Annotated in this window: 29 protein-coding genes and 3 tRNA genes; 13 read left to right on the top strand and 19 right to left on the bottom strand. The window is 53.1% G+C overall.

What is annotated here, in order from left to right; genetic code table 11:
* Window positions 1-36: 36 nt before the first annotated feature.
* The 10 genes from QXU72_05695 to QXU72_05650 all read right to left on the bottom strand — a co-directional run bounded on the left by QXU72_05695 (window position 37) and on the right by QXU72_05650 (window position 5,844).
* Window positions 37-156 (bottom strand) — tRNA-Met (locus QXU72_05695).
* 78 nt (window positions 157-234) lie between these two features.
* A tRNA-Arg gene (locus QXU72_05690) sits at window positions 235-343 on the bottom strand.
* Between the two features lie 25 nt (window positions 344-368).
* Window positions 369-647 (bottom strand): hypothetical protein, encoded by a 279-nt coding sequence (locus QXU72_05685; protein ID MEM0494741.1) that lies wholly within the window; start codon window positions 645-647, stop codon window positions 369-371.
* Between the two features lie 10 nt (window positions 648-657).
* Window positions 658-2,055, bottom strand: a complete 1,398-nt coding sequence (locus QXU72_05680) for a DHH family phosphoesterase (GenBank protein ID MEM0494740.1) — start codon at window positions 2,053-2,055, stop codon at window positions 658-660.
* Between the two features lie 14 nt (window positions 2,056-2,069).
* Entirely contained in the window at window positions 2,070-2,510 is a 441-nt protein-coding gene (locus tag QXU72_05675) for a 30S ribosomal protein S15 (GenBank protein MEM0494739.1), read from the bottom strand.
* A gap of 78 nt (window positions 2,511-2,588) precedes the next feature.
* A tRNA-Arg gene (locus QXU72_05670) sits at window positions 2,589-2,677 on the bottom strand.
* Window positions 2,678-2,797: 120 nt separating this feature from the next.
* Window positions 2,798-3,322, bottom strand: coding sequence for a TFIIB-type zinc ribbon-containing protein (locus QXU72_05665; protein ID MEM0494738.1), 525 nt, complete (start codon window positions 3,320-3,322; stop codon window positions 2,798-2,800).
* Entirely contained in the window at window positions 3,315-3,863 is a 549-nt protein-coding gene (locus QXU72_05660; GenBank protein ID MEM0494737.1) for a tRNA (cytidine(56)-2'-O)-methyltransferase, read from the bottom strand. Before QXU72_05660 ends, QXU72_05665 begins: the two co-directional genes overlap by 8 nt.
* 201 nt (window positions 3,864-4,064) lie before the next feature.
* Window positions 4,065-5,351, bottom strand: coding sequence for a GTPase HflX (gene hflX / locus QXU72_05655; GenBank protein MEM0494736.1), 1,287 nt, complete (start codon window positions 5,349-5,351; stop codon window positions 4,065-4,067).
* Between the two features lies 1 nt (window position 5,352).
* On the bottom strand, window positions 5,353-5,844 hold the full coding sequence (locus tag QXU72_05650; GenBank protein ID MEM0494735.1) for a multiprotein bridging factor aMBF1: 492 nt from the start codon (window positions 5,842-5,844) through the stop codon (window positions 5,353-5,355).
* A 65-nt stretch (window positions 5,845-5,909) separates the two neighbouring features.
* On the opposite strand from QXU72_05650, the gene QXU72_05645 reads away from it, so the two are divergent.
* Window positions 5,910-6,410 carry a PUA domain-containing protein gene (locus tag QXU72_05645; GenBank protein MEM0494734.1) on the top strand — a complete coding sequence of 167 codons (501 nt, stop codon included), beginning with the start codon at window positions 5,910-5,912 and terminating at the stop codon, window positions 6,408-6,410.
* Between the two features lie 10 nt (window positions 6,411-6,420).
* On the opposite strand, the gene QXU72_05640 is transcribed toward QXU72_05645, so the two are convergent.
* From QXU72_05640 to QXU72_05625, 4 genes are all read right to left on the bottom strand, one after another.
* Window positions 6,421-6,738, bottom strand: coding sequence for a hypothetical protein (locus tag QXU72_05640; protein ID MEM0494733.1), 318 nt, complete (start codon window positions 6,736-6,738; stop codon window positions 6,421-6,423).
* 151 nt (window positions 6,739-6,889) lie between these two features.
* On the bottom strand, window positions 6,890-7,351 hold the full coding sequence (locus tag QXU72_05635) for a hypothetical protein (GenBank protein ID MEM0494732.1): 462 nt from the start codon (window positions 7,349-7,351) through the stop codon (window positions 6,890-6,892).
* A 12-nt stretch (window positions 7,352-7,363) separates the two neighbouring features.
* Window positions 7,364-9,196, bottom strand: coding sequence for a radical SAM protein (locus QXU72_05630; GenBank protein ID MEM0494731.1), 1,833 nt, complete (start codon window positions 9,194-9,196; stop codon window positions 7,364-7,366).
* A 98-nt stretch (window positions 9,197-9,294) separates the two neighbouring features.
* Entirely contained in the window at window positions 9,295-9,900 is a 606-nt protein-coding gene (locus tag QXU72_05625) for a PRC-barrel domain-containing protein (GenBank protein MEM0494730.1), read from the bottom strand.
* A 172-nt stretch (window positions 9,901-10,072) separates the two neighbouring features.
* On the opposite strand from QXU72_05625, the gene QXU72_05620 reads away from it, so the two are divergent.
* Together QXU72_05620 and QXU72_05615 are read left to right on the top strand one after the other, a co-directional pair.
* The gene (locus QXU72_05620; protein MEM0494729.1) at window positions 10,073-10,543 is read left to right on the top strand and encodes an Lrp/AsnC family transcriptional regulator; all 471 of its coding nucleotides are present in this window, start codon (window positions 10,073-10,075) and stop codon (window positions 10,541-10,543) included.
* A 58-nt stretch (window positions 10,544-10,601) separates the two neighbouring features.
* Window positions 10,602-11,222: a 30S ribosomal protein S3ae gene (locus QXU72_05615; protein MEM0494728.1), complete on the top strand. Its 621-nt coding sequence runs from the start codon at window positions 10,602-10,604 to the stop codon at window positions 11,220-11,222.
* Here the strand turns inward: QXU72_05615 and QXU72_05610 are convergent.
* From QXU72_05610 to QXU72_05600, 3 genes are read right to left on the bottom strand one after another with little or no spacing between them, the layout of a single operon-like run.
* Window positions 11,219-12,208 (bottom strand): DHH family phosphoesterase, encoded by a 990-nt coding sequence (locus QXU72_05610; protein MEM0494727.1) that lies wholly within the window; start codon window positions 12,206-12,208, stop codon window positions 11,219-11,221. The genes QXU72_05615 and QXU72_05610 overlap by 4 nt on opposite strands.
* Window positions 12,205-12,498 (bottom strand): hypothetical protein, encoded by a 294-nt coding sequence (locus QXU72_05605; GenBank protein ID MEM0494726.1) that lies wholly within the window; start codon window positions 12,496-12,498, stop codon window positions 12,205-12,207. The genes QXU72_05610 and QXU72_05605 overlap by 4 nt, the downstream gene beginning before the upstream one ends.
* Before the next feature lie 5 nt (window positions 12,499-12,503).
* Window positions 12,504-12,830 carry a prefoldin subunit beta gene (locus tag QXU72_05600; protein MEM0494725.1) on the bottom strand — a complete coding sequence of 109 codons (327 nt, stop codon included), beginning with the start codon at window positions 12,828-12,830 and terminating at the stop codon, window positions 12,504-12,506.
* Between the two features lie 186 nt (window positions 12,831-13,016).
* Here QXU72_05600 and QXU72_05595 point away from each other — a divergent pair, with 186 nt between their 5' ends.
* Genes QXU72_05595 through QXU72_05580 form a run of 4 tightly spaced genes read left to right on the top strand, consistent with a single transcriptional unit; the run spans window position 13,017 to window position 18,527 of the window.
* Entirely contained in the window at window positions 13,017-15,131 is a 2,115-nt protein-coding gene (locus QXU72_05595) for a carboxypeptidase-like regulatory domain-containing protein (GenBank protein MEM0494724.1), read from the top strand.
* A 15-nt stretch (window positions 15,132-15,146) separates the two neighbouring features.
* A complete protein-coding gene (locus tag QXU72_05590) occupies window positions 15,147-16,151 on the top strand; it encodes a radical SAM protein (GenBank protein MEM0494723.1) in 1,005 nt (334 codons plus the stop codon).
* 10 nt (window positions 16,152-16,161) lie between these two features.
* Entirely contained in the window at window positions 16,162-17,448 is a 1,287-nt protein-coding gene (gene hisS, locus QXU72_05585) for a histidine--tRNA ligase (GenBank protein ID MEM0494722.1), read from the top strand.
* 2 nt (window positions 17,449-17,450) lie between these two features.
* Window positions 17,451-18,527, top strand: coding sequence for a bifunctional phosphoglucose/phosphomannose isomerase (locus QXU72_05580; GenBank protein ID MEM0494721.1), 1,077 nt, complete (start codon window positions 17,451-17,453; stop codon window positions 18,525-18,527).
* Between the two features lie 158 nt (window positions 18,528-18,685).
* Here QXU72_05580 and QXU72_05575 read toward each other — a convergent pair whose 3' ends face one another.
* Complete coding sequence (locus tag QXU72_05575) at window positions 18,686-20,227, bottom strand: radical SAM protein (GenBank protein ID MEM0494720.1); 1,542 nt, start codon at window positions 20,225-20,227, stop codon at window positions 18,686-18,688.
* Between the two features lie 59 nt (window positions 20,228-20,286).
* On the opposite strand from QXU72_05575, the gene QXU72_05570 reads away from it, so the two are divergent.
* From QXU72_05570 to QXU72_05560, 3 genes are all read left to right on the top strand, one after another.
* Entirely contained in the window at window positions 20,287-21,114 is an 828-nt protein-coding gene (locus QXU72_05570) for an ATPase domain-containing protein (GenBank protein MEM0494719.1), read from the top strand.
* 122 nt (window positions 21,115-21,236) lie between these two features.
* On the top strand, window positions 21,237-21,551 hold the full coding sequence (locus QXU72_05565; protein ID MEM0494718.1) for a DUF424 family protein: 315 nt from the start codon (window positions 21,237-21,239) through the stop codon (window positions 21,549-21,551).
* A 13-nt stretch (window positions 21,552-21,564) separates the two neighbouring features.
* Window positions 21,565-22,656, top strand: coding sequence for an NMD3-related protein (locus tag QXU72_05560; protein ID MEM0494717.1), 1,092 nt, complete (start codon window positions 21,565-21,567; stop codon window positions 22,654-22,656).
* On the opposite strand, the gene QXU72_05555 is transcribed toward QXU72_05560, so the two are convergent.
* Window positions 22,643-22,843 carry a ribbon-helix-helix domain-containing protein gene (locus QXU72_05555; protein MEM0494716.1) on the bottom strand — a complete coding sequence of 67 codons (201 nt, stop codon included), beginning with the start codon at window positions 22,841-22,843 and terminating at the stop codon, window positions 22,643-22,645. The genes QXU72_05560 and QXU72_05555 overlap by 14 nt on opposite strands.
* A 112-nt stretch (window positions 22,844-22,955) precedes the next feature.
* Between QXU72_05555 and QXU72_05550 the strand changes: the two genes are divergently transcribed.
* The 3 genes from QXU72_05550 to fen are packed head-to-tail and all read left to right on the top strand — an operon-like array spanning window position 22,956 to window position 24,728.
* The gene (locus tag QXU72_05550; protein MEM0494715.1) at window positions 22,956-23,324 is read left to right on the top strand and encodes a 30S ribosomal protein S6e; all 369 of its coding nucleotides are present in this window, start codon (window positions 22,956-22,958) and stop codon (window positions 23,322-23,324) included.
* A 42-nt stretch (window positions 23,325-23,366) separates the two neighbouring features.
* Window positions 23,367-23,687, top strand: coding sequence for a translation initiation factor aIF-1A (locus QXU72_05545; GenBank protein ID MEM0494714.1), 321 nt, complete (start codon window positions 23,367-23,369; stop codon window positions 23,685-23,687).
* 9 nt (window positions 23,688-23,696) lie between these two features.
* Entirely contained in the window at window positions 23,697-24,728 is a 1,032-nt protein-coding gene (gene fen, locus QXU72_05540; GenBank protein ID MEM0494713.1) for a flap endonuclease-1, read from the top strand.
* Window positions 24,729-24,743: the final 15 nt, after the last annotated feature.

The following is a 24,743-nucleotide window of genomic DNA, read 5'->3' as shown; positions in this document are numbered from 1 at the left end:
CACGAGTTATCACGGCTAGACCCCGGCGAGCGCTAGTGGTGGGCCGGCCGGGATTCGAACCCGGGACCCCCCGGTGGCTCCCCGCGTTTCGCGAAGCGGACGGTTATGAGCCGGGTGCTTTAGGCGATTTACCCTACCTGGCTGAGCTACCGGCCCTAAGACTTCTCTGGTACCCCCTCGTTATGAATTTTTTGCGTTTTTCTCCCGAAGGGCTCCGCTGGCACCTTCACCAAGTGGCGGGCCCGCCGGGACTTGAACCCGGGACCTGTGGCTTTCCTCTGCGGATCCGAAGGCTTGCGGCCTCTCCAAAGGTCACCGCGCTTCCTGACTGCGCTACGGGCCCTATTCATCATCGCTCGGTATAGTGCTTATTCTTTGCGTTCACCCGCACTCTTTAGTAGGTTGCTCGCCTCACCCAACATCCTCAGGAGCCTTAAAATCTCGTTTACAACGGACTTCATCCTGTAAACGTATTCATAGCTGGAAGATATCACGTACACAAGCTCCCCGGCTTGCAGTAGGGAATCTATCTCTACACCTGCGCCTTTGTAATCATCGGGGGAGAGAGCCTTCCTGACCCCCTCTAAATGCATCACGCAAACGGCTGGGACTCGTACTCGCACCTCCGCGAGGGGTTTGTCCCTCAATCGAGCACACCTATAACTCTTTTAGCAGTTCCTCTAAAGCCTTCTCCTCCACGAGCATGCCTCCGGCAGCAGGATGCCCCCCTCCCACACCGCTCACCTTTACTGCTAGCGAGCGGAGGTACTCGCCTAGATCTATATCGTCAGTCAGCCTTCTGAAGGATATTTTCCACTTTCTCTCATCATACCTTGCTGCCACTCCGATAAGCTTCTTCCCCCTCAGCCTACCGGCGAATATACCGGTGAGTATCGAGCACAGCGAGCCAGTCAGCTTGGGGGAGAGATCTTCCAAGAAAATTATCGTCCCCGTTCTCCCTTCCCGCGCCAGCTCCCGCCACTCTGCCTCCACTCGGGCTAGAAACTTAGCCAGAGTCCTACGATACGCTCTGAGGGTATCTTCAGCTCTTGCGAGAAACCTACCTTTATAGCCTAGGTTAAGCGCAACTCCCGTAGAATACTGCTCCATCCGGCCCAGGGCATTCAGCAAGTAAGCGTGTTCTCGCAAGTCTTTAAGAGGGCTGCCGGGAGGCTCTCTAGCCGAGTAGTAATTGTACCCGACTACCTTCTGGGCTTCGTGCACAGAAGCCCCGCTGAGCAGCATGTGCTTCACAAGCTCCGTAGCTAGTAACGCTTCCTCACGCTTGGAGAGAGAGCCGAGACTTCTTAGCTCGTCGTTGATCTTTGGCTCGATCCCCACCCTCCTTAAGAACTCGTAGGCAGCGCTTTCGCTGCCACTTATACCTGGAATATACGGGTCCATGGTAGCCGCGAGGGCGAAGACTATAGGCCTATGCTTCGACCCGAAAAGCCGCAAACCCACACTTTCCTCGATGAGACCCAGCCTCTTCGCTTCCTCAACCACCTCGGCGTTTAATCCCGTGAGCGAAAATTTTTCTCCATTATCTAAGCGGTCTCCCAGCGCTCCGGCCACAGCACTACATACCAATTCCTGTGCGGAAGAGGATACGCGCCGAGCCAGAAGGTACGCGATTGTAGACGCGCTAGAAAGCGCTGATGCATCGATACCCGCTAAGTAAGGATTGACTTCAACGCACCTGGGCAATGGATGGGCAGAAGGGGGGTGATGGTCCACTATCAGCACCGAGGACTGTTTAGAACCTAGGGCATTCCTCAGGTACTCCTTGTACCCGCTACCCAGATCCAAAAAAATAATCCTATCGTACTCCTCTAGAGGAAAATCAGCTAGCACTTCAGGATATACCTGCTCCACGAAGACTAGGTGGAAGCTTGATCCATGCTCTTCTAGAATGCGAGCGAAAATGCTGGCCGCGCTCAGCCCATCCGCATCGTAGTGGGAGATAACTAGGATGCTCTCCCCGGATTTTATACTCTCTCGCAAGACCTCGGCTCCTTTTTCGAGTAAGGGGTTTATCTTTTCGAGAAGAGCCACAGCTTGCACCGAGCCTATACTACAGCTTTCTCAGGCTCGTACCTCCACTCGGGCGGAAGCACGCCTACACGCTTATAATACTTAGCCAGCCGATGGATCTTGCTCTCGACAAGCTGAAGCCCCCTCTTGGAGTGATAGTCCTTGGGGTGCTCCTCCAAGTGTCGCCTTATCTTGAGAGCCCTCCTTATCAGGTTGCCTAAGTCTTCCGGTATCTCGGGCGCTAAGCCGCGTTCCCTCAGTATCTGCAGAACACTCTTCCCGGTGATAGCCTTTACTAGCGGTATTCCGTACTGATCCCTGAGAATTACCCCTATTGCCGAGGGCGAGTACCCTCTCCTGTATAGAGAGACTACTAGATCCTCTACTTCTTCAGGCCTCATCTGCACCCACTCAGGCTTCTGCAACACCGCCGGCCTAGTTGAACCAGACCGCCCTTTCTCCTTGGATTTCCGCATACCTCCCCCCGCTCTCTCGGCAGCTTGGCTATAAAAGTTTCCTTGCGAGTAAGCCCCTCGCGATGAAACGGTAGAACCTGGCGGGCCCGCCGGGATTTGAACCCGGGACCCCCGGCTCCGCAGGCCGATGCCCTTCAGGAATCTTTTCCTGGCTGGGCCACGGGCCCCTGTTAGCGCTGAACTCTCCGAATTAAATGCTTTCGGTCTACCGAGCCGGCGAAAGGGGATGGAAGCACCGGCGCGGATCGTCTTAGGGCGTTTATCCTATAACCCGCGCCTGCATCGCTTTAAAAAACGCTCATGTAAGACGCGGTAGTTGGTTGATATCTTCTAATGCTCTCCAAAGCTTTTTTTATCTTATCTACCGACTTAGAATTATCGTAGGGTTCAAGCACTTCACCGCACTTCCTGCAGGTGTAGTTAAGGTCGTCTGCTTCCGTTGCCGTATACCTTCTTCCACAAGCCGGGCAGTAATAGTACTCCTCACCAGCCTCCCTGTCCAGCAACCCTTCTAGCAGCTTGATTAACAGCCTCTTTCTGTCCTCGAGAATCCTCTCCGGCGGCTCGTCCGTAACCCTCCAGAAGTACTTATACCAGCCCTCCTTTTCGTCTCTCGCACGCCTATACTTCACGAGCCTAGCCTCAAACAGTTCGTTCAGTATTCTTCTCACTTTGACGACGTCCATGCCCAGCTCAGCCGCTATTTCTTCATCCGACTCCTCCACTCTACCTATAAGCAAAGCCATAACGCGGGCTGCCTCCTCCCCGCACATACGCCTCGCAAGGGCGACCAGCACTTCATCTTTACGCATCAGTTGACACCTTAACCACTCGTTTACCCCTAGCCGACGGTATAATCTTCAACTTTGCCCCCTTAAATTCCCTCACTAGCTCTCGACCCTCGAAGAGCCTATCCAGGAAAATCGCAAGCGCCGCAACCTCACTGTGAGGCTGATTGCCTATGGCAACGTTGAAGTCGGCTAACTCGTACACTTCTCTGGGAACCTTCTTTCCACCGACCACCACGAGGACATCTCTGCCGCTATTCCTAATCTCTTCGAGAATTCTCGGCTCCTCTGCGATGTTAACACCGTACATTGTAAGATGAACTACTAGGCCGCGCTTCTTCCACTCTCGAATATAGAGAATGGGATTACTAGTGGTTAGCACCTCAAATGGGCCGCCCCAAACCTCCGTAGTTTTCTCTAACGTGGCGGCGATGGATTTCTCCACGTGAGCCTCCAGTACAATAGCGTCGGCCCCGAACGCTCTGGCGACCAGCCCCACGTGTGTAGTAACTCTATGGTCTCTGACAGGCCTGTGCCCCATCCTCAAGACGTAGACTTTCTGCATAGCTGTGATCCACCCTCATCTGCATCATTACCTTCACAGTGCTCAAAGAGGAGTAAGACCCTAGGGTTACGCAGAATGATGGAACTAAAAGCATAGCTGTCGTGCTTCGGAGCCTCGCACAGAAGCGGCGGCTCAAGATCGTAGTCTAAGGTGCTCGTCAAGCGTCTTCATCTGAGTCCTCGCACGCGTCAATGGCTTAAATCAAACAGCCTCTTCGCGAAGAGCTAGAAGCGCAGAGGGTTGGGGTTTTAGACCGTACTTTCTCGTGAGTCTAGCTATGCAGGTGTCTCTGCCTTCTAACTCAACTATGACCTCACCTCCGCACTCCTCGACTCCCATCACTCGGCAAGCTTGAGAAGCTTCTTCGAGAAGAAGACCAAGAACTTCTTTACGGACCTTTAGCGACGCTTTCACTCTGCCGGGTAAGTGCCTCCTGATGGCCTCCTCTAAAGCTCTCAGATTGAAACCGGTTTTCGCAGAGATAGGCACGATCTCTGGGAAACTGAGCTTCCTAAGCAAGCGAAAGTTGCTCTCGAGCTGGGCTGGCTCCGCAACATCCACTTTGTTAGCCGCTACCAAGACTCTGCTCTGGGGCACTCCTAGAGCTGAGAGGATAGATAGCCCAGCTAAGACTTTGCGCTCAACTTCCCGCGGAGGTTCTGCTACGTCAACAACTAAGAGTAGCAAATCTGAGTAACTCACCTCACCTATAGTAGTGTAGAAAGCGTCGAAGAGCTGCTCTGGGAGGCTGTCTATAAACCCTATGGTATCGGAGAGAAGCAAAGGTAACCCCTTCAACGCAACCAGCCTAGTTTTAGTCGAAAGGGTCGCGAACGGTCTACCATCGACGTAACCCTCCCAACCTGCAAGCCTATTGAAAAGCGTCGTCTTACCAGCACCCGTGTAGCCCGTAAGCGCGACGCTGAAGATGCCAACTTCCCCGCGCCGCGACCACCGCATGCTCTTGGATCTCCTTATCGCGCGGAGCTCCTCCTCTATCTTCGCTATACGCGAGACAACGTACTCGTAATACGCATCTGCCGCGTAACGCCCACCACCAAGAAAGCCATGAAGCTCTCCTCTCTTCTGCAGATTAATATACTCACGTGCAAAGCTAAGCTCCCTCTTCAGCCGAGCGAGCTCAATCTGCAGCTTGGCCTCCCTACTACCGGCGCGCTTAGCGAAGATCTCTAAGATAAGCTCAAACCTATCCAGCACCTCGATACCCAGCTTTTTGCGTAGATTGTACACCTGGTTAGGCTTAAGGAAGTTGTAGAAAATCACCCTCTCCGCGCCAGTCTCCGCCACCAGTCTCCTTATCTCCTCAACCTTCCCGCTTCCCACACCGTAGCGTGGATCCGGCTCTCGGCGCTGAACTACCTCGCCGACAACTTCGTACCCTGCTGCCTCAGCGAGCTCGCGAAGTTCGCGAAGCATGTAGCGCTCGTCATCATCCAGGCGCTGAACAAGTAAGACCCGCCTGGACATATCAGTCACGGAACTCGGCAACGTCCCCCAGAGTGAGACCGTAATCCTCAACGTGGCCTGATGAGCCCGCTTCTACTCCCCATTCGCTTACCTGCTCGAGAAGCTTAACCTTCAGTACTCTCTCAAGCTTTCTCGCTAGCTCGAGTGTAGGTTCCAGCTGCTCTGCTTCTATACGCCTGATGGTCGACTCCTTCTCACCTACAAGTGCCGCTAAAGCCTCCCTTGTAAACCCCATTTTCTCCCTGGCTCTTCTAACCACATCGCCGTATCCTTCCACGAGGATGTACTCCTCCGCTGACGCTGTCTTCATGCGAGGTTTTACGTTGATCCCTCTCCTCTGAGAGCCAGCAGCTAAACTAGCCGAAAACCTCATAGTGGAGAGAATCCTCCGCCCCCTGGCGCACACACCGCAGACTAGCATCTCCGCTCTGTCGATCATGACCCTGTAGCCGACCTCGTGCAATTCTCTGCCGCAAAGCTCGCAGCGAGGCATTCACCCTCACTAAGCGAAGGCAGGCATATAATCTTTAGCTTCAAACGCTGTAGCAGTTTACCACTATGTCCGGAAGAAGGGCTCCGCCCACCAAGTGGGAGCTTCGGCAAATTGCAGCCGTGTTTCTCTACCTTTACGGAGCGCACGTCGAGCCTCTTCTCGAATCGAGAACCGTAGAAGTTGAGCGCTCGCCAACTACAGGGCGGATTAGACACGTATACGTAGACGGAAAGCTGGCGATGACCCTTCGCAGCAGCGACGGATTCCTCGTATTAACTCCAGAAGGCTGGAGACTCTTACGGGCCTCGAATCAGCCTGTAGGCTACGCTGTTGAGACAACCCAAGACGTGGCTGAGTTTGTATCGCAGGGAAGAAACCTCTTCAGCAAACACGTAGTAAAGGCAGACCCCAACATTCTTCCAGGTGATGACGTGTGCATTGTAGCACAGCCTACCGGCTCGGTAATTGCGGTCGGCAGAGCCGTGCTACCGGGAGAGGAGATGGGTCGCCTGAAGAGAGGTAAAGCGGTTAAAACGAGGAAAGGTGTTAAAGAAGGAGAAACTTGAGGCGAAGCGATCAACGCTTCTGTAGAATAACGTAGCGGAACTGCCTCCGGTTCTCTATTCGCGCATTAAACCTCTCGCGGAGAACGCGCTCTATCTCCCTGTAGTAGTACTGGTTTGTCAGCCACGCGGGGGGGTGCACCCGAGGAACAAGGCCCCGGATCACACTAATATCGGACGTCTTCTTGATATAGGAGACGTAAGTATACCTGAGAAGGGTTCTAAGCTTAATCGACAGCTGCTTCGACTTGGTAGAACTCAACAATTGCTGAACAACTAGGATTAAGTGCTCGAGAAGTTTTTCCTTCTCTTCGCGACTCTGAAGGCTCATTCGACCCCCTCGCTTATATATCTGAGCTCTTATCCAAGAAAAAGTATAAAAGCATTGCTTTTAAGATGAGTTACTATTCGGCAATAGCCGTAGCATATAAAGCCAGTTGTTTGAGCAGCTAAAAATGACCTGCCGCTCCTTAGAGAGAATTTTAAATCTGGTTCGCAAGCACCTTAAGGGCTTTCTCTCGTACTCCCAGATGCTTTGAAAGAGCTTGGAGCTCGCTACTAGATTTCACCGCACGGTGGCTTGAGTAGATCACCCGCTCACCGCTTTCCAGAACTTCTACAGCAATGAAGTAGCGTGTCTTTCTTCTGGTGAGCCTCTCTTCAACCTCTAAAACCTTCACGACCCTGGCGCGAGGATGCAGCTCGATGTCCTCTACCTTAACGGATGCTTCACCGTGAACAACATCGTTATACGTGATACCCACGACGCTGCCGATCTCGCGTTCAAAGTCTATTATATCCGCTTCTTGAAATTCGCGAGATATACCAGTCAATTTTACAATCTCACCGTTTTTAACTAGAAAAGCGGATGTGGTGAGCTTAACGTCGAGCGGGGTGGGGTCTTTTCGCTTAAGCTCTAGTGAGAAACACTTCACTTTCCCCACCGGCGCGGAACACTACTCCTCTACTACCGGTATGCCGAACCTCTTCGATGCTGTTACGTGATCCTCGTAAGGTATGCTATCGATGTCGATTATCCCCTCGTAGTGCCTGCGGTACGCCTCCCCGGCGATCAGCTTCCTTATGTTGCGCTTGTAGTGGTCCTCGAATACGGAGCGGCCAGTTATCTTCTCCCAATCCTTAAGAGTATAGGAGAAGGCTCTCTGGGCTCTTTCTCTGTAAAGCTCCTGAATCACGTTGAACGAGCAGAAGGGTACTTGGCGTCCGTCCGGCATCACATAGTGTATATCGCAACGGGACACCCTAGCAACATCGTGATTATAGAGATCCTGGAAGTGCATCATTCCCAGGAATAAGGTGCTGTAGTGGAACTCGCCCAAGCTTTTATAATCATGCTTCAAGAAGATGTCGACCAACATCTTAGAGAGCTTGCCGCGCTCCTTCAACCTGCGCGGGGCTTTATCCAAATCCACGAACCGTCTCAGCTTTAACACCACTTCGAGCAGGGCTAGCTTCCTGCTCTTACCCTTCTCTATCTCCTCCGCCTTTTCATTGAGGAAGCTTAGAAACTCATCCACGTGAATAAACCTGGTTATCGGTATGATCTCCCCGTTCTCCTGCCATACGTATGTCGCAGCCCCGCAGGCGAAGTGCGTAGTGAAAGTTATCTGCGGCTTTCCAGTCACTGCCTCTACAAACCTCGATATGGCAGCTACACTCGGGACTGGGTACCAGTCTTCCTTCCTTATCTGGCCATCGGTCTGCTTTTCGATCTCAGCGATGACGTCGGGTATCGTAACTCTCTCCTTTTCCCGCTCCTTCCGGGGCATTCTGCCGGTAATAGAGACGGGTTGGAAGTTTACACCTCTAACTATATCATTATGTTTTAGACCAAATTTTATTATCTTTCCCACATCTGTTAAGTTGTAATTCTTAATCACTGTAGGAACTAGGACTACTCCAAGGTGCGCCTTGCGCAGGTTATCAAGCGCATAAGGGACTTCCCAATGGTTCTTTGGGTTAGTGTAAGGTGATACTCCATCGAAGCTCATGTATACCACGTTCACCCCAGCCTGCCTGACCCTCACTGCGAGCTCGGGATCGAAAGCTAACCTTATGCCATTGGTGTTCAACTGCACGTGCGTAAAGCCCTCTTCGCGCGCAATGCGTATTATATCGACTAAGTCGTCCCTGAGCGTGGGCTCGCCGCCCGTAATCTGGAGCGCTGGAGCTTTAACGGGCTCGGTGAGCCTAGCTTGCCTAAGCATGTACCTTATATGCTCGAGAGAAGGTTCGTACACGAAGCCAGACTTAGTTGCGAAGAAGAAGCAGTAGTAGCAGCTAAGATCGCACCTGTTTGTCGCGACAATGTTTATCAAAGCAGCGTGGGACTTGTGCCTAGGGCATACACCGCAGTTGTACGGACATAACGCTGTGAGCGGAACATGAGTGACAACGTTCCCCTTGCCCTCCACTTGGTACCTCCGGTACCTCTCGTACATGTCAGCATCTCCAAAGTAAAGCTCCTCGAACTCTCCGTGCTCGGGGCATACCTTCCGAATCCAGACTTTGCCATCTCTTTTAAATATGACAGCGGTAAGTAGGGAGTAGCACTCGGGGCACGCGCTCTGCGTATATGTTACCAGCTCCTCTCCTTCCGCGAGGGAGGGCTTAACAGAAAGGTACACACGATAATCGACACCGGGTTTCGGCATAAGGAGCGGGCGCATCTTCTCGGCCACGCTCTTCAGCTCATCGAAGGAAGCATTACGAAGCTCAGCATAATTCACTCGAGCTTCTTCATCTCTCCTCAATATCTGGCGACTCATAAGGATACCCCTTACGGAAACTCGGCTGAGTATCCTTCACCATGTATTATATGCTTTGCGTCATGCCTGTGGCATAACAAAAAGGATTGCCCGCAAGCCTACCTCTCAAGAGACGGTATTCTTGCTCTTTCAGCTTCAGCAAATATTTTCAGCAGCTTTTCTAGCGGAATTACAGGCAGGTCTGCAGATAAAATATCCAGCAGATGTGCTAGGTGCTTCCTATCCTCATCGGACAGTGCTACGCCGTACTGCTCCGCTTGATACTTTAAAACTTCTAGTAGCTGGTAAGCCTCGAGTTTTAGAAAGATCCTCCTCTCCTCGATCATCTTCCTTTTCTCGCAAAAAGTCTCCCAGGGCATGATACCGCCGATAAACTGCTCGTCCAGCTTAAGGATCTCCTCCTTCATCTTTTTAAGCTCGGCAGAAATATCCTCTAAGCGCTTTACTACCCTGAGAAAAGTATCGCTCTCCTCCTCTATCAGAATTACCCTGCCCTTGTCCACTCTAAGCCTCTCAGGTGAGATCTCTATCTGGCCTCCTTTAACTTTCTTTATTACAACCTTGAGGGGCTGTTTCGTCCCCTTGGAAATGAACACCTTATGAAGTCTCCCCACAAGCTTCCCGTTCTTCTCGTAGACTTCCCACCCTATAATCCTCTCAAGGAGCTTTCGATCATTTATTTCGCTCAGCGTAATCCCTCTCATGCTCTCCACAGTTTTCCTTCCCAGGAAGAAGTAAAGAGTATCCGAACGGCCCTGAGGAGTACTACGTTGGAAAAAATTTCGTATGACGAGAGGAGTATAGAGCGTCAGCTACCTCTAGTGATTCGCATAAAAGTTTTTTATGTGGTACGCAAATACTCTACGGTGGAACCTGATGACGGAAAGCGCTCGAGAAATAAAACTAGACCACGTTGATAAGAAGATACTCGAGCTGCTTCAGGAGAATGCGAAAATGCCCTACTCGCAGATCGCTGGACAGGTAGGGATCTCAGAGGCTACGGTTCACCTTAGAATCAAGAAGCTAGTTAATGCGGGAATTATAAAGCGATTCCAAGCGATAGTCGACTCCGAGAAGGTCGGCAAGAGAGTGACAGCAATAATCGCTGTCGTTGCTACACCGCAGAAGTACACCCGTGTCCTTCAGGAGTTAGAAAAAATGGAGGATGTCTACGAGATCTACGACGTTACCGGTGAGTACTCTACTATTCTCAAGGTGCGCGTAAAAAGCAAGGAGGACCTCGCTAAGCTTATCGATAGAGTCGGAAGCATCGATGGCGTGGAAAGCACGAAAACCATGTACGTGTTAAGAGTAATAAAGGAAGATTACAGAGTCCGAATCGACTAGGCTCTGCTCCGCGTGAAAAGCTTAAAAAACCGTAAGGGGTCAAGCCCCCGGTGTCGTCTTGAGCGCGAGGAGGATCAGAGACAAGTGGGCCGCTAAGCAGTGGCTCAGGGTCCTAGCCCCGCGAGCCTTCGGGTACGCTGAAATAGGCTATATACCTGCCGCGGAACCGGAGAAAGCCTTGGGGAGAACCGTAGAAGTCAGCTTCTACGACATCACTAAAGATGTTTCTCAGATACACATTAAGCTGAAATTTCAAATAGTGAAAGTGGAAAACTCTACTGCTTTCACACAGCTTAAGCTAATGGAATTGACTAGAGATTACATCAGGAGCCTTGTCCGCCGAGGAACTTCACGGATCGACGCGATAATAGATGTGGAAACCAGGGATAACGTTAGAATGAGAGTGATGGCCATGGCGGTAACTCAGGCCAGAGTCAAAACTTCTCAACGAAAAGCTATCAGGAAGGTAATGTTCCAGCTGATCTCTAGCAAGGCTCAGAGCATGGACTTCGACACATTCGTTCAACACTGTATACTCGGAACTCTGGCATCCGAGATAGAGCTCCAGGCAAGGAAGATCTACCCGCTGAAGAAAGCAGAGATAAGGAAAATTAAGGTTTTGACACCCGCTAGGGAAATTCCGCTAGTAGCACCTACACCACAAGCACCGGCGGCTTAGCGCTCTTCCCGGCACAGCGCCATAAGCTCTCCAACAACCTCGCTCGCTAACGCTCGTAAAACCTCGCTCCGCGATTTCTCGTCCCGGATCTTAACTCCGCCAGCCCCTTTATGACCGCCTCCCTCACCTCCAAGAGAAGCCGCCACTCTCTTAGCTATTTCCGCGATGCTCAGCCCGGCGTCCAGTACTCTCTCCGAAGCTCTAGCGCTCACCCGGAGCTCTCCCTTGCCACCTAAAACAAATGCCAAGTCAGCGCCGAGCGCAACGAGAGCCCTCGCTGCCGACGCCTCGTATGCTGATACCTCGGTCAGCGCCACAACGGTTCCGCAGATATCGATGATCATGGCCCGCTGAGCAGCCTTAAGCCTCGCGATTCTCTCTGAATACTCGAGCTCCTCCTCAGGGTGTAGTAGCGCCGCCTCGTAGCTACCCCCGCTCTCTAACAACCAGGCAGCAGCGCGAAGAGCTCGTGGCGTAACAAGCGAAAAACGCTTACTGTCATAGAGTATCCCGGCTAGCGCGAGCGTAGCCAGCTTCGGCTCTAAGCCTACACCGGCAAGCTTCGCTAGCTCGACAGCGATCACAGTAGCCGCAACCTCCTTGGTGTCTACGACAGCCGTGGACGCTCTATGGATTAAGCCGCCGGGCTCGTGGTGATCTATAATCACGATCTCCGCATTCTTCAGACACTCTGCTGCGCCAGCTAACATGCTCTCGTTGGAAGTATCGCAAACTATTACGCGGCGAGCAGCGCAGGAGCAATCGTTCCTGTAAGCTACCTCCAGCTTTGCGAGAAGCTCTTTGGAGAGTTTGCTCGGTCCTTCAGGAAAGCAAGTTTTAGCTCTGAAGCCACGCCCCTCAAGCACGCTTTTCACGACGAGCGCGGTAGCTACAGCATCAGGATCGGCGTTTACATGCGTGACGATGAGTATCTCCTCTGCGGAGGGTAGGCCGCTGAGATACCGGAGAATGTTCATGGCAGTCATGGCAGCGGCCTTAAACCCCTATTTTTCAACATTTCCTCAGCGTGCTTAAGGCCCTCTTCAAGAACCTCCGTGATCGCTCTTTCCAAGTCTTTCGCTGAGTACACGCTCGAGCTCGCAGAGAGATCTACCGCGATCTCGTATGGCCAATCCAAGTTTAGCTCCACTTTTATCGTCATTACGAGTTTAGGATCGCCTACAAGCCTCTCCTCAAGACGTTCGGCCAGTATTTTCATCAGGTGCTCAGCTACTTCCCGAACGGCTCCTGCCTTCTCATTCTCCCATTGCTCCATACTCTTCAAGCTCCTTGAGCGCCGCGAAGCTGCTTCTCAATGCTACTCAATCTCTCGCGGAGCAGTTTTTCACGCTTAGCGAATTCCTCCACGCGAACCTGCAAGAGCTCTTTCTCCGATGACAGCTCCCGAATCACCTCTTCCTTAGAAGTCTTGAAAAGTATGTTCCCGTAGCTCTTGTACACGAAGTCGTCCGAAATCTTCTCGAGCTCTTTGACCACTCTCTCGATCTCTAGCAAGCGGGCTCTGTACTGCTGAAGGCTTACGACAACCGCGCGTAACTCTTCAAGAGCCTGCTGATATTTCGCCAGAGCCCCCTGATCCGCAGCCATAGCCACGCCACTTGCTCACCAAGCCACACTGTTTTATGTTCTTTTGTCAGGCTGGCGGCCGCGATCCTGCATAGTTCGGTATTGTGAGAAATGCGGCGAATCTCTCGTATGCTACAAGTAGTGGAAAACTCTCCGCGCGGGCAAGCTCTTATATACGGCGTGACTTCGCGCAAGTAGGGTAGTGGCGTGGGCACCCTGAGATCCGGAGCCCTGCTAGCCGTGCTAGTCATCCTTGCGCTAGCTGTAAAAGCTGCAGCAGTCCAAAGCGCGGAAAAACCCACGAGCATGCACATCTTCAGCAATCAAACACTACTCAACGCTACGGTACATTTGAAGACCTGTAAAGGAGAAAACGTAATCCAAGCCCCCCTACAGCCGCCAACCATCCTCCTAAAGGGCATCAACTTTTCCCGGGAATTCTCATGCTTCCCGAACTTCACCTGCATCGTGGAGTACCCTCTTCCCGGGAACTACTCGCTGGAAGTCAGGTGGCTTAATCGAGTTATATACGCGGGCACGGTAGACCTTAACGCTTCCGGCTCGCAGATACATATAAACACGAGGACTGCGTACGTGGGTTTCTTCGTACGCACCGCTGAGAGAAGAGATCTTAGAGACCAGTCAGTTGAACTCTACATAGAGCCTTACCGGCTAATCGCCAGGAGCGGCCAGATAGTCTTGCTGCCCTTCGGCGTTATAAAGTACAGGGTTCAGTTTGCCTGGGTTCAAGACATCGTGCTCGCAGTGAACGGAGAGTCCACCGTAGGGTGCGATACAGGGGCTATCGAGGTAAGGCTTCCTCTACTATCTAGGCTCGCTTTCGTGCTACAAGCTCTTGGCGGGGTTCCAGCTACAGGAATCAACGGAAGCGCGGAACTCTTCTTCAATGGCACGCGTATAGCTTCTGCAGACCTCCTTAGAAGCAACATTATCGACCTCACTTACGCGCCTCTGGGTAGGTATACGATTAAAGTATACCTCTCTGGCAGGCTTTCGAGCGAGCTGTATGTAGATGTCACGGAGAAAAACAACACCTACACGGTCATGCTGCCGGTAGCAAGCATCGTTAAGCTGAAGGTCCTAGATGCCAGGGGCGAGATAGTGAGTGACGAAACCCTCGTTGCTCAGCTGACCGACCCTCTAGGAAGGTTCTTCAGCGAGAGGCTCACTAGCGGGGCGATCGTGTTAAACAGCATGCCGCTAGGCCGCTACGAGCTCGAGATTTTCAGCGAAAAACTAGGCAGGGCGATAGGTCGGAGCTCCTTTGAAGTTCAGGGATCCGACAGCACTATTTTCAGAGAGGTATCCGTGAGCATCGCTAGAGTAAGAGTAAGCGTGCAGGCTGAGGGCTCCAGCACCTTACCGGAGAGGAGTAAAGTTACCGTGAAGAGCCTCGGAGTTCTACTGCTTTCGCGGTACCTGGATTCTCCCAGAGAGAGCGTTACCGGCGATCTAGGGTACCTTCCTCTAGGCGCGATAGTACAGATAGAGTACTCTTACGACACCTTCTCCTACTCGGTAGAGCTCAGCGCAGGAGGGGGAGTTCTGGCCCTCAGGGTGCCGATATACGATATAGCTGTGAAGTTTGTAGACCTTGACGGGCAGCCTGTGAGCGGCTGCACAGCAACGCTTTCATCACCATATCTCAACTACGCAGCCGACCTGAGCGGCTGGATGCTCGAGATCAAGCATGTTCCTCTCTCGGATCTACTCATTTCAGTGAAGTGCTCAAACGTGGAAGTCGCTCGGAGCAAGGTTTCAGCTAGCGAGCTGAAGACCGGCAACATCACAGTTACGGTGAACGTGAAGGCTTTAGAAATCACTGTGAAAAACCTGCTCGGAAAGCCCGTCTCTGGCGCCAAGGTCCTCGTGAGGGTAAGTAGTCCGTCAGGAGTAGTGAATTTGACCAGCACCACAGGGGATGACGGAGTAGCGGTTCTCTACCGCGTACCTCTCCCGCCTTCCAGCAATATATCCTTGCACGTAAGCTACAGAGGGTTCACGTACGCGGGAGTGCTCTCCCCCTCAGAAAAATCGCGAGAAGTAATCCTCGACGTGCTCATCGACACGCCGCTTCTGACGCTTTCAGCGACCCAGGCTCTTCTAGCGATTCTGGGTGCTAGCGTGCTCGCCGGAACCCTTATAGTCGTCCTCCGGAAGTACCTCCACCTAAAAACTCTCCGGGAAATGTTCGCGAGCCCCTTTGAGGGGGAGAGAGAAAGCTTAATTGGGCGACTTAAAAGGATTTTAGAGAGGAAAAGGGAGGAAAAGGAAGAGGAGGAAATTTCCTTATTCGGATGAGCCGAAGGATCGACTATGCGCCGTTTCCTCCGAATCGAGAAAGAGATCCCTCTCCTCGGGCACGTAGCCTTTGGGGTAATCGACCGTGGGACAAACCTGCTCCAGGTCAGGCCCACGAGCTTTTGCCCTCTCTCTTGCATATTTTGTAGTGTCGACTCGGGCCCTAACTCTCGCTTGAGGCAGGTAGAGTTCGAGGTAGACAAAGATTACCTGGTCCAGTACACGCTTCACGTTATCCGTGAGAAAGGTCTCGAGAGAGCACATATACACATAGACGCTGTGGGAGACCCACTCACCTACCCGCGCATCGTCGAGCTTGTACGAGACTTCAAGGCCAGCGGCGCAGCTGAAAGTATAGCTTTAGAAACTCACGGAGCTCTTCTCACGGAGAAGCTCGCCCAGGCTCTCGACGACGCGGGACTAGACCGGGTAAACGTTTCGGTAGACGCCTTAAACCCTGAAGTTGCTCGCGTCTTAGCCGGCACTCCATGGTTCAACGTGGAGAGAGTGAAGCATGTTGTCGAATACATCGCTCAGAACCTGCGTATGGACGTCCTCATCGCTCCCGTGTGGGTTCCCGGTGTTAACGATTCTGAGATAGCCCGGATCATAGAGTGGGCGCTCAGCATAGGTGCGGGGAAGAGGTGGCCGCCCCTCGGTATACAGAAGTATGAGGCGCACAAGTACGGGCGTAAGGTGCCGGGCGTGAAGCCCCTCTCTTGGCATAAGTTCTACACCGCTTTAAAAAAGTGGGAGAGCGAATTCGGGGTGAAACTTATTCTCAAGCCCCAAGACTTCGGCATAAAACCAGCTAGGCGAGTACCCGTAGCGTTCGAGGTTGGTGAGAAGACTACAGCCAAAGTCGCATACTGGGGGTGGCTTAAGGGGCAGTGGCTTGCCGTAGCTCGGGGGAGGGTAGTGACCATTGCAGGTGTGCAAGGACCTCCACCCATAAACGCGAAAGTTGCCATTCGACTCGTTAGAGTAAAGGATAACATTTACGTTGCGCGGCTGGTGTAGGGTCAAGCTGATGAGGGACCTGCTTAGGACACCTCGCGGCACTCGAGATTGGCTTCCGGAAGAGGCGGCAGTAAAGAGAATGGTTGAAGAGCGCATAAGGGCGGTTTTCGAGCTCTACGGTTACGGGGAGGTCTGCACACCAGCCTTCGAGCACCTGGAACTGCTCGTGGCGAAAGCTGGAGAAGAAGTCGTGAAGCAGATATATAATTTTAAAGACAAGGGTGGGCGCGAGCTCGGACTTCGCTTCGAGTTGACTACGCCGATAGCGAGAATAGTTGCTTCGCGCCCGGATCTCCCGAAGCCAATCCGCTTCTACTACATCTCTCCCGTGTGGAGGTACGAGGAACCTCAGCGAGGAAGACTGAGAGAATTCTGGCAGGCTGGTATCGAGCTTATCGGAGTTGAGGGTCCGGAGGGCGATGCGGAGGTTATCGCCGTGGCCTACGAAGCTCTCCGTAGCGCTGGGCTCGCAAACTTTGAAGTGAGGTTGAACGATAGGGAGGTTGTCGAAGACCTGGTGGCCTCGGCCGGTATCCACGAGAACAGAGTTCCCGAGGCCTTGAGAGTACTCGATAAGCTTGAGCGCTTCGGAGAAGAGTATGTAGTGAAAGAGCTGGAGAAGCTGGGCGCGAGCACTGAAGCCGCCCAGAAGCTCGTTGAAAGGCTGAAAGACGGCCTCGAGGACTTTGAGCCGAAGAGCGAAAAAGGCGAGAGGGGGTTGAAGAGGCTCCAAGAGATCCTTGATCTTCTCAAAAGCGCATACCACGTCGACGCGCAGATCGACCTAGCTATTGTCAGAGGTCTCGGCTACTACACCAGCACCGTTTTCGAAGTAAAGACTCCTTTAGTCGAGGTAGGCAGTGTGGCGGGCGGCGGCCGGTACGACGACCTTATAAGCAGCCTTGGCGGCCCACGCCTCCCAGCCACTGGGATGGCCATAGGTATTGAGCGCGTTCTGGAAGTCCTAAAAGCTTCCGGTTCGGTACAGACCAGGAAAACTACGGAGGTGCACGTACTGCCAATAGCGGGAGACAAGAATGTTCTCGCGTACGCACTTCAAGCCGCAGGCGAGCTTCGAAGACTAGGAATCAGGACGATAGTGGAGTACTCCCAAAGGTCTTTATCCAAGATGCTGGAGAAAGCGCTCAAAGCCGGCGCTAGGTTCGCGGTAATAGTCGGCCCCTCCGAGATTAGCAGCAGTGTAGTCACGATCCGCGACCTCGAAGCTCGGGAAGAATTTAAGCTCCCCATCGATCGAGCAGCAAGCTTTATTAAGTCACGTATGGAGAGCGTGTAAGCGTGAGAATAGAGGAACTTCTTGCACTCTATGCCTCTCACGCCGCTGTAGACTCACAGGAGATGCTGGCTCGCGCTCTCTCACTCCCTGCCGACATTAGAGACGGCTCTGAGAGGTACTCTACCCTAGTCGATAAGCTACCCCTCCCGAGAGACCCCGAGAGCGTTATCGTTGCAGGTATGGGTGGATCCTTCATTGGGGGGCTTTTCCTGCAAGATGCGCTCTACGAAGAATCCAGCAAGATGATCATCCCGCTGCGGGAAACCGGCCTACCGGGAAGCGTTAACGAGCGCCACCTCTTGGTAGCCGTGAGCTACTCCGGAAACACCGAGGAGACTTTACGCGTCGTGCTAGAGGCGCGCCGGAGGCGGATCCCCACGGTCGCGGTCACCTCTGGGGGGCTTCTAGCTAAGCTCGCTACAGAGTGGAAGATTCCGCTCGTAGAGGTACCCTCGGGCCTTAAGCCTAGGGCGGCGTTTCCTTACATGTGCACAGCGCTCGCTGCAGTGGTAGAGGCGGCAGGCCTAGTCGACGGCTTAATGTTAAAGTTGAAGGAGGCGGCAGGCTTTCTCGAGAACGTTAAGCAGGAGGTTCTCGACGCGGGTAATTCTCTCGCGAGGTGGTTGTTCGAGCAGTACGAGGCCGGTAACTTTCCAGTGGTGTACAGCTACAGACCTTTCTTGAGTGCCGGCTACCGCCTAAAAACTCAAATCAACGAGAACGCTAAGCTGCATGCTTTCTTTTCAGAGATACCCGAAGCCAATCACAACGAGATTATGGGGTGGGAAGGCCCCTTCAGGTTCTCCGCGGTAATCGTGAGGGCTCCCGGCGAGCCACCCTACGTTCACCACCGCATGGAGTTCCTTCGAGAGCTGCTTCGCGGCCGCGGCGTAAAGCATGTGGAGGTTCACGCGATCGGGGAGAACCAGCTGCAGAAGCTTCTTTCTCTGTTCTACGCATTCGACATAGCAAGCATACTGCTGGCTCTTCTGAGAGGAACTGACCCGGCGCCCACGGCAACCATAGACAGCCTAAAAAAGTATCTTGAAGAGAGGATCGACATCTCGAGAGAGATTTAGCTTTTTCTGCCGCTGAGCCGCTTACTCTCGTAGATGTTAGACGTGAGCAAAACTATTTTTGAAGCCTTAGGGAGAATCCCCTGGGCGATGAAGACCCTTGCGAGGTCTGAGGGGGTGACGAGTCGAACCCTGCTGAGCCTCTTCCAGCGACGCGCTGCTCAGGTTCCGGCAAAGCGCCTAGTCTTCGGAGCGAGCTTGATGAAACTCCAGGGAGCCTCCTCTAGGAATCCTGTGTACTTCTCGGGGTTCAAGCCGGCATCTCTGACGGCTGCTCGCCAAGCTCCGAGACCACCTCCTCGCATCGCCCAGCCCAGCAACACGTGCCCTATTTCTGGCCCTCCTCTTGAGATTATGGTCTGAATCCAAGCGAGTTTAGGATCATATTCCCGGACGTCAGCCAAACCGGCTAGCTTCTTCTTCAGGTAGTTAATGCGCCGCTTCGCCTCTTTTACCCCGATAAATGGGTACCGCTCGTACGCCGTGTGAGGCTTCGGCACAAAAGGGCTTACCGTGACCTTAAGCTGCCGGACACCCCGGAAACCGCTTTCCCCCGATAGTTTCTCGACGTACTCGGCAGTTTTCTCCAAATCTTCATCACTCTCACTCGGTAGACCTACCATGAAGTACAGCTTTACTCCCGTAAACCCTAGTTTGCGCGCTTCGGAAGCAAGCTCTATCGCTCTCTCCAGCTTGACGAACTTTCCTATCTTTAAGCCTAGATTCGGAGACCCAGTCTCAGGAGCAAATACGAGCGTTTTCTGGCCCCCCTTCCTGAGAAGCTCTAAGCGGCGAGCGTTCAGAGTGTCCGCCCTCAAAGAGGGGACCGAGAACTGATACCCTTCTTCAAGCAGCTTTTCGAGGATCGCGTCAGCCTGAGAGTGATCGAAGAATGATAAGCCGACTAGCTTTACAAGCCTACTCCTGTTCGCGGTAGACCCTTCTCTCGCTATTTCCAGAACATCCTTCAAGGGTCTCTCTCGCAGAACGCTGAAAATCCTACCTTCGAGGCAGAAACGGCAACCGTGAATACATCCGCGTAAAGCCTCGATAGCTGTTCTCAACCTCCACTTAAAGGGAGCGCGGAGGGGCTGCACCTGGGCTACCGGGTGGAAACTGGGCTCCAGCTTCTGCGCGATGCTCAGCTTCACATCTGCTACGCCTCTTGCAGGGACGAAGAAACCCTTCTCGGGTGATAAGGAATCCAAGACCACCCTCTTTGAGGCACCTTCTTCGATCAACCTCTCTACGAGCTCCGGCATAACCGCTTCTATCTCACCTGCTACCAAAACATCCGCGAAAATCGATAGGGGTAGAGGGTTCGCTATGACAGGGGGTCCTCCGATAATGATCAGCGGTTTTTCCCGCTTGTCTGCAAAAACCTCTATCCCAGCCTCGAGAAGCATCCGGACGATGTTTACGAAGTCCAGCTCGTAGTGGACCGTGAACACGAGAGCATCCAAGCGCTTCAACGGTGTAGCAGTCTCTGCTGTAGAAATAGGAGCGCTCGACATTCTGCTGAAAAATACTCTCTCGGCATACACCTCGTCATAGCTATTCAGGTAGTGGTAGAGCATCTGGAACGAAAGCGAATCTATAGCTACTTGGTACAGTGACGGGTAAGCTACCCCTACTCTTATGTGCCCTTGCCTCGGAACCTTTCTGACCACGTTTATCTCTTCAAGAGCGAGGACGCCTCTCAAGCTTCCCGAAAACACCTTCAGGCACTGACCTTTTTAACCTCACCCAGATCCTTGACACGATGATTAGTAAGAAGGGCTCCACCGGTAGCCCTCCGCCTGCCGCCGACCTGCCAGAAGTTGAGACGATCTCAATTGAGGAGAGAAGAGGCTACGAGATCGTTAAGACGGGTATCGAGGGGCTTGACGAGCGCATAGGAGGACTACTGAAGGGGAGAACTTACCTAGTTACCGGCGAGACAGGTACGGGGAAAACGCTCTTCAGCTTAACCTTCCTGATCAGGGGCATAGAAATGGGTGACCCGGGGATCTACCTGCTCGTCGACGAGGAGTACGATGACTTCGTGAAAGGAGCGTACGATTTCGGGTGGGATCTGGAGAAGTACATTCAGAGCGGCCAACTCCAAATTCTAAGCCTTATGCCCGACTTCATCGATAGGATGCGCGACAAGTCGGCGGAAACTGTAGTGATGTCCATCGTCCAGGGTATTCAAGAGCATGCTAGAAGGCTGGGCGCTAAGCGGCTCGTCATAGACCCTGTGGCCCCACTGATCGTGAAGGAGCAGGACGTTGCGTGGACAAGAGAGTACATCAAAAGCCTGATAATCAACATCGAGAAGAAGATAGGTACAACGAGCATCATCGTCTCCGAAATTCCTACAGGCAGCCAGTCGCTGAGCAGGTTTGGTGTTGAAGAGTTCTTGGCTGCCGGAGTGTTCGTGCTAGGACTCGAGCGCGTAGGCAACGAGTTTGCAAGAACCCTCTTCATCAGGAAAATGCGCTGGCGCCCTGTTCCCCCCGAGATCTACACTTTCAACATAGTGAAAGGTAAAGGCATCACGGTGGTTGGAAAACTTTCACGCAGTCCCACAAGCGCGCCAGCAAGGTAGGTCAGCTCTGGTGTCTTCACTCACTAGTCGTCAATACCAACCTTCATCATTCCCGGTTTACTCGAATGATGAAGCACTAAAGATTTTTGCCGGCCTCGAACTTCTTAGTTACTGAAGGCGAAGTGTCCCTGATCCTGCGCGTGCATAGAGAGCAGGGTTACACTATCGTGGCTATCTGCGATAAGGAACTGCTCGGAAGAACGATCGTTCAGGGTGACCTACAGCTACACATCTCTGAGGAGTTCTTTGCAGGCGACGAGGTCGACGCTCACGATGTGCGGGAAATTGCGGAAAGAATCAGTACTGCTGATAGCGTTGTCGCGTTCGGCGAGAAGGCTTGCAAAGCTCTACAGAGGATCTACCCATCTGTTTCAGAGGCTGTAGTCACCGTTGGAGGAGTCCCCCACGTGCAGGTTTTCAGGACACTCATAGAGTAACTGGTGAACCGGAATGGTTCACGCGGTATGCCCGCTCTGCGGGCGCTTCGTCGAAAGCCTTGTAGGCGGCTTATGCCCTCAGTGCTATCGGGCGAACCATCCGCTAATCCAGCTGAAGAAAGAGATCGTGATACAGCGGTGCCGTATCTGCGGTGCTTACAAGTACGGTGACTCCGGATGGACGCAGGAGGTCGAGGTTTTGGAGGAGGAGATAAGGCGTAAGGCGAACCGCTTCCTAGTATTCGGTGGGCGAGTAACCGAAGTCGTTCTACGGGTTAGGCCCGAGGATAGAATTCTCGAGGTGAAAGTTAAGGGTGTTGCGCATGGCCTGGAAGACGAGCCTTACTGGGAGAACCTCACAGCTCCTCTGAAGCTTCGCGAAACACTATGCGACGGGTGCATGAGGCATCTCGCTAAGAGGGCTGCTGCAACAGTGCAGGTCAGAGCAGAGGGGCGGGAGCTTACCGGAGAGGAGAGAAGAGCTGTTCAGGAAGCGCTAGCAGCTCTTGCGAAAAGTAAGGGTCTGCGGACCAGCCAGGTCCCTATAGAAGTTGAAGAGGTTCCTCACGGCGTTGACGTGCACTTCGCGACCCACGCGGCAGCTCGAGAGTTCGTTAGAATCCTTTCAGAGAAAGTGTTCTTCGATGTGCTCGAGACAAGCAAGCTGGTGGGCATTACCCGCAGCGGCCGGGAGAAGCACAAGCAGACACTGCGGCTACTTTTACCCAAGTTTAAGAAAGGTGACGTTATAGAACTCAAGGGGAATCTCTACCTCGTAGAGGATATTCGCGCGTCTAAGCTTATCCTACTGGACCTTGAAAGGGCTGAAAAAACGACGATTCCACTGACCCGATCCACCTTAAACGCCATCAGCGTTCACACAGCCGGCGAGGAACTCGAGCATGGTGTCGTGATCTCCAGGTCGGAGAACTTGATCTACGTAATGAGCATGAGAGATAATAGCCTCTTGGAGGTCGAGGCGAGGGGGCCGAGAGCCGCGCGCCTTGTCCCGGGCTCCCGAGTCTCTCTCCTCAGACGGGAAGGTATAGTTTACCTTGTCACTTTCGAAGGCGAGCCCAGCAGCTCTAGGTCTAGCGTCGGCTAGCTCTGTCGCTGTACTCGTATACTAACCTCTCCAGAGCATGCCTAACGAACTCCGAGACGGAGGAGTAGGTTCCGCTCCGCACCAAAGCGAGAATGGCTTCGTGATCCTTCCTAGATATGCGGAAGCTGACCTTCACTAGGTCTTTGTGGTGTTGAGCTGAAATCTTCCTGTTCCTCCTCACGGGCATAGACAGGTGCCATTGCAGCGCGCCTTATAAAAGCCTCACCGAGCAAAGGGCTTCATCTGCCGGGCACCATCACACTTAAAAACTCAGCAGCGAGAGGAGCCGGGGTAGTTCCATGCCGGAGTTCAAAGTAGTGGTTTCGGACCCGAGCACGGGAAAAGCCGAGCAGATAGAAGTAAAAGGGGAGCAGGCTATTAGGCTAATCGGCTTGAAGATAGGAGACATCATAGACGGCAGCCTCGTCGGGAAGCCCGGCTTCAAGCTCAAAATCACGGGCGGGTCGGGCCGTGCGGGTGAACCTATGCGGCCCGATATACCTGGCCCACGCAAAGGCTACTTTCTTCTTTCAGGACCCCCGGGCTACCACCCGACCGATAAAGGAGTTCGCAAGAGGAAGTTCGTCAGAGGAAACACCATAACTGACGAGATAGTCCAGATAAACATGGTCATCGTCGAGAGGAGCCCTGCAGGCGAGCAGCAGTAGCTGACATGAACGTTTATATAGCTACAAGTAGCTAGCTCAGCTGTGAGTAAGCCTAGCGGGGAAAGCGAAGCCCCTGAAGAACTACCCCTACCGGACGGCCAAACCACCATGCTAGGAATTGTGCAGCAACTTTTAGGCTACGATAGAGTAAGAGTACTGTGCAGCGACGGTAAAATCAGACTCTGCCGAATCCCGGGAAAAATGAAGAAAAGGGTCTGGGTGAGGATCGGGGACGTGGTTCTGGTAGCGCCGTGGGATTTCAACCCGGAAAGAGGTGACATCATCTACAGGTACATGCCTGGCGAAGTTCAGAGGCTTGAAAGGAAGGGGCTACTGGAAGATTTGAAGAAGCTTCTAGAGTGAACAAACGTAATGGGGTGCCGCTTAACACCTCTCGTAACGCCTCTGCGAATAGGCCTCGCCGGAGTAACGGGCAGGACACTCGCGGTAGATGCTTTGAATGCTATTTACCAGTTCCTCGCCCTCGTGCGAACAGGCAGTGGTGACTTCCTGAGAAACCGTAAGGGTTATGTGACATCCCACCTGGTAGGTATGGCTTCTCGCTACTCTAAGCTGGCAGCTGATAACGCGTGCAGATTCATCTTCGTCTTCGACGGCCCGCCACACCCCCTAAAGCGCGCGGAGCTGGAAAGAAGAGAGAGGGTAAGGGAGCGGGCGCTCGAGGAGTACAAGCTGGCCCTCTTAAGCGGTAACCTGGAGAAAGCGCTCTCCAAAGCCGTTGTGGCGATTAGGGTAGACCAGTGGATAATCGAGAGCAGCAAGAAGCTTGTCACGCTAATGGGTTTCCCCGTGGTCGATGCTCCCTCAGACGCCGAAGCGCAAGCCGCTTTCATCGTCGCTAGAGGAGATGCATGGGCTGTCAGCAGCCAGGATTGGGACTCGCTGCTTTACGGCGCGGACCGGCTTGTTAGGTACCTTACGCTCACAGGCTTCGAGTGGCTTCCGAGCAAGCAGGTAGCTAGAAAGCTGGAGCCGGAGCTCGTGGAGCTCGGGAAGCTGCTCAACACGCTCGGTTTAACGCGAAAACAGCTCGTCGAGGTAGCGGTGCTCTCGGGCACGGACTACAACAGGCCGGTACGCGGTATAGGGCCCCTTAAGGCTTACAAGCTGATAAAGCTGTATGGAAGCTTGGAGAAGCTGCCCAGCAACCTTCGAAAGCGGCTGCCAGAGAACTACGAGGATATTGTGAACCTCTTCCTCCACCCGAGAGTTAAAGAGGACTACGAGATCGATTTCAGAGAACCTCGAGTCGAGGAACTTTACAGGTTTCTCGTAGATGAGAACGACTTTTCACCAGAGCGCGCAAGGACTATAATCTCACGGCTTCAGAGGAGCCGGGAGACTCTGCGCGCGCATCAGAGAACGATAGACGAGTATAATTAACTACCTTTCTGGGAC

Origin of the sequence: Thermofilum sp. (assembly GCA_038741495.1) — an archaeon.
GTDB lineage: Archaea > Thermoproteota > Thermoprotei > Thermofilales > Thermofilaceae > Thermofilum.
The sequence above is the reverse complement of the archived record's forward strand: the minus strand, read 5'-3'. Positions and strand labels throughout refer to the sequence as shown.

Excerpts from the sequence above, each read along its gene's own strand:
- QXU72_05590 (MEM0494723.1), top strand. The coding sequence starts at position 15,147 with ATGCGCCGTTTCCTCCGAATCGAGAAAGAGATCCCTCTCCTCGGGCAC.
- QXU72_05665 (MEM0494738.1), bottom strand. The coding sequence starts at position 3,322 with ATGCGTAAAGATGAAGTGCTGGTCGCCCTTGCGAGGCGTATGTGCGGG.
- QXU72_05650 (MEM0494735.1), bottom strand. The coding sequence starts at position 5,844 with ATGCCTCGCTGCGAGCTTTGCGGCAGAGAATTGCACGAGGTCGGCTAC.
- QXU72_05675 (MEM0494739.1), bottom strand. The coding sequence starts at position 2,510 with ATGCGGAAATCCAAGGAGAAAGGGCGGTCTGGTTCAACTAGGCCGGCG.
- QXU72_05625 (MEM0494730.1), bottom strand. The coding sequence starts at position 9,900 with ATGAGAGGGATTACGCTGAGCGAAATAAATGATCGAAAGCTCCTTGAG.
- QXU72_05560 (MEM0494717.1), top strand. The coding sequence starts at position 21,565 with ATGGTTCACGCGGTATGCCCGCTCTGCGGGCGCTTCGTCGAAAGCCTT.
- QXU72_05660 (MEM0494737.1), bottom strand. The coding sequence starts at position 3,863 with ATGCAGAAAGTCTACGTCTTGAGGATGGGGCACAGGCCTGTCAGAGAC.
- QXU72_05620 (MEM0494729.1), top strand. The coding sequence starts at position 10,073 with ATGACGGAAAGCGCTCGAGAAATAAAACTAGACCACGTTGATAAGAAG.
- QXU72_05555 (MEM0494716.1), bottom strand. The coding sequence starts at position 22,843 with ATGCCCGTGAGGAGGAACAGGAAGATTTCAGCTCAACACCACAAAGAC.
- fen (MEM0494713.1), top strand. The coding sequence starts at position 23,697 with ATGGGGTGCCGCTTAACACCTCTCGTAACGCCTCTGCGAATAGGCCTC.
- hisS (MEM0494722.1), top strand. The coding sequence starts at position 16,162 with ATGAGGGACCTGCTTAGGACACCTCGCGGCACTCGAGATTGGCTTCCG.
- QXU72_05610 (MEM0494727.1), bottom strand. The coding sequence starts at position 12,208 with ATGACTGCCATGAACATTCTCCGGTATCTCAGCGGCCTACCCTCCGCA.
- hflX (MEM0494736.1), bottom strand. The coding sequence starts at position 5,351 with ATGTCCAGGCGGGTCTTACTTGTTCAGCGCCTGGATGATGACGAGCGC.
- QXU72_05550 (MEM0494715.1), top strand. The coding sequence starts at position 22,956 with ATGCCGGAGTTCAAAGTAGTGGTTTCGGACCCGAGCACGGGAAAAGCC.
- QXU72_05570 (MEM0494719.1), top strand. The coding sequence starts at position 20,287 with ATGATTAGTAAGAAGGGCTCCACCGGTAGCCCTCCGCCTGCCGCCGAC.
- QXU72_05605 (MEM0494726.1), bottom strand. The coding sequence starts at position 12,498 with ATGGAGCAATGGGAGAATGAGAAGGCAGGAGCCGTTCGGGAAGTAGCT.
- QXU72_05645 (MEM0494734.1), top strand. The coding sequence starts at position 5,910 with ATGTCCGGAAGAAGGGCTCCGCCCACCAAGTGGGAGCTTCGGCAAATT.
- QXU72_05600 (MEM0494725.1), bottom strand. The coding sequence starts at position 12,830 with ATGGCTGCGGATCAGGGGGCTCTGGCGAAATATCAGCAGGCTCTTGAA.
- QXU72_05630 (MEM0494731.1), bottom strand. The coding sequence starts at position 9,196 with ATGAGTCGCCAGATATTGAGGAGAGATGAAGAAGCTCGAGTGAATTAT.
- QXU72_05640 (MEM0494733.1), bottom strand. The coding sequence starts at position 6,738 with ATGAGCCTTCAGAGTCGCGAAGAGAAGGAAAAACTTCTCGAGCACTTA.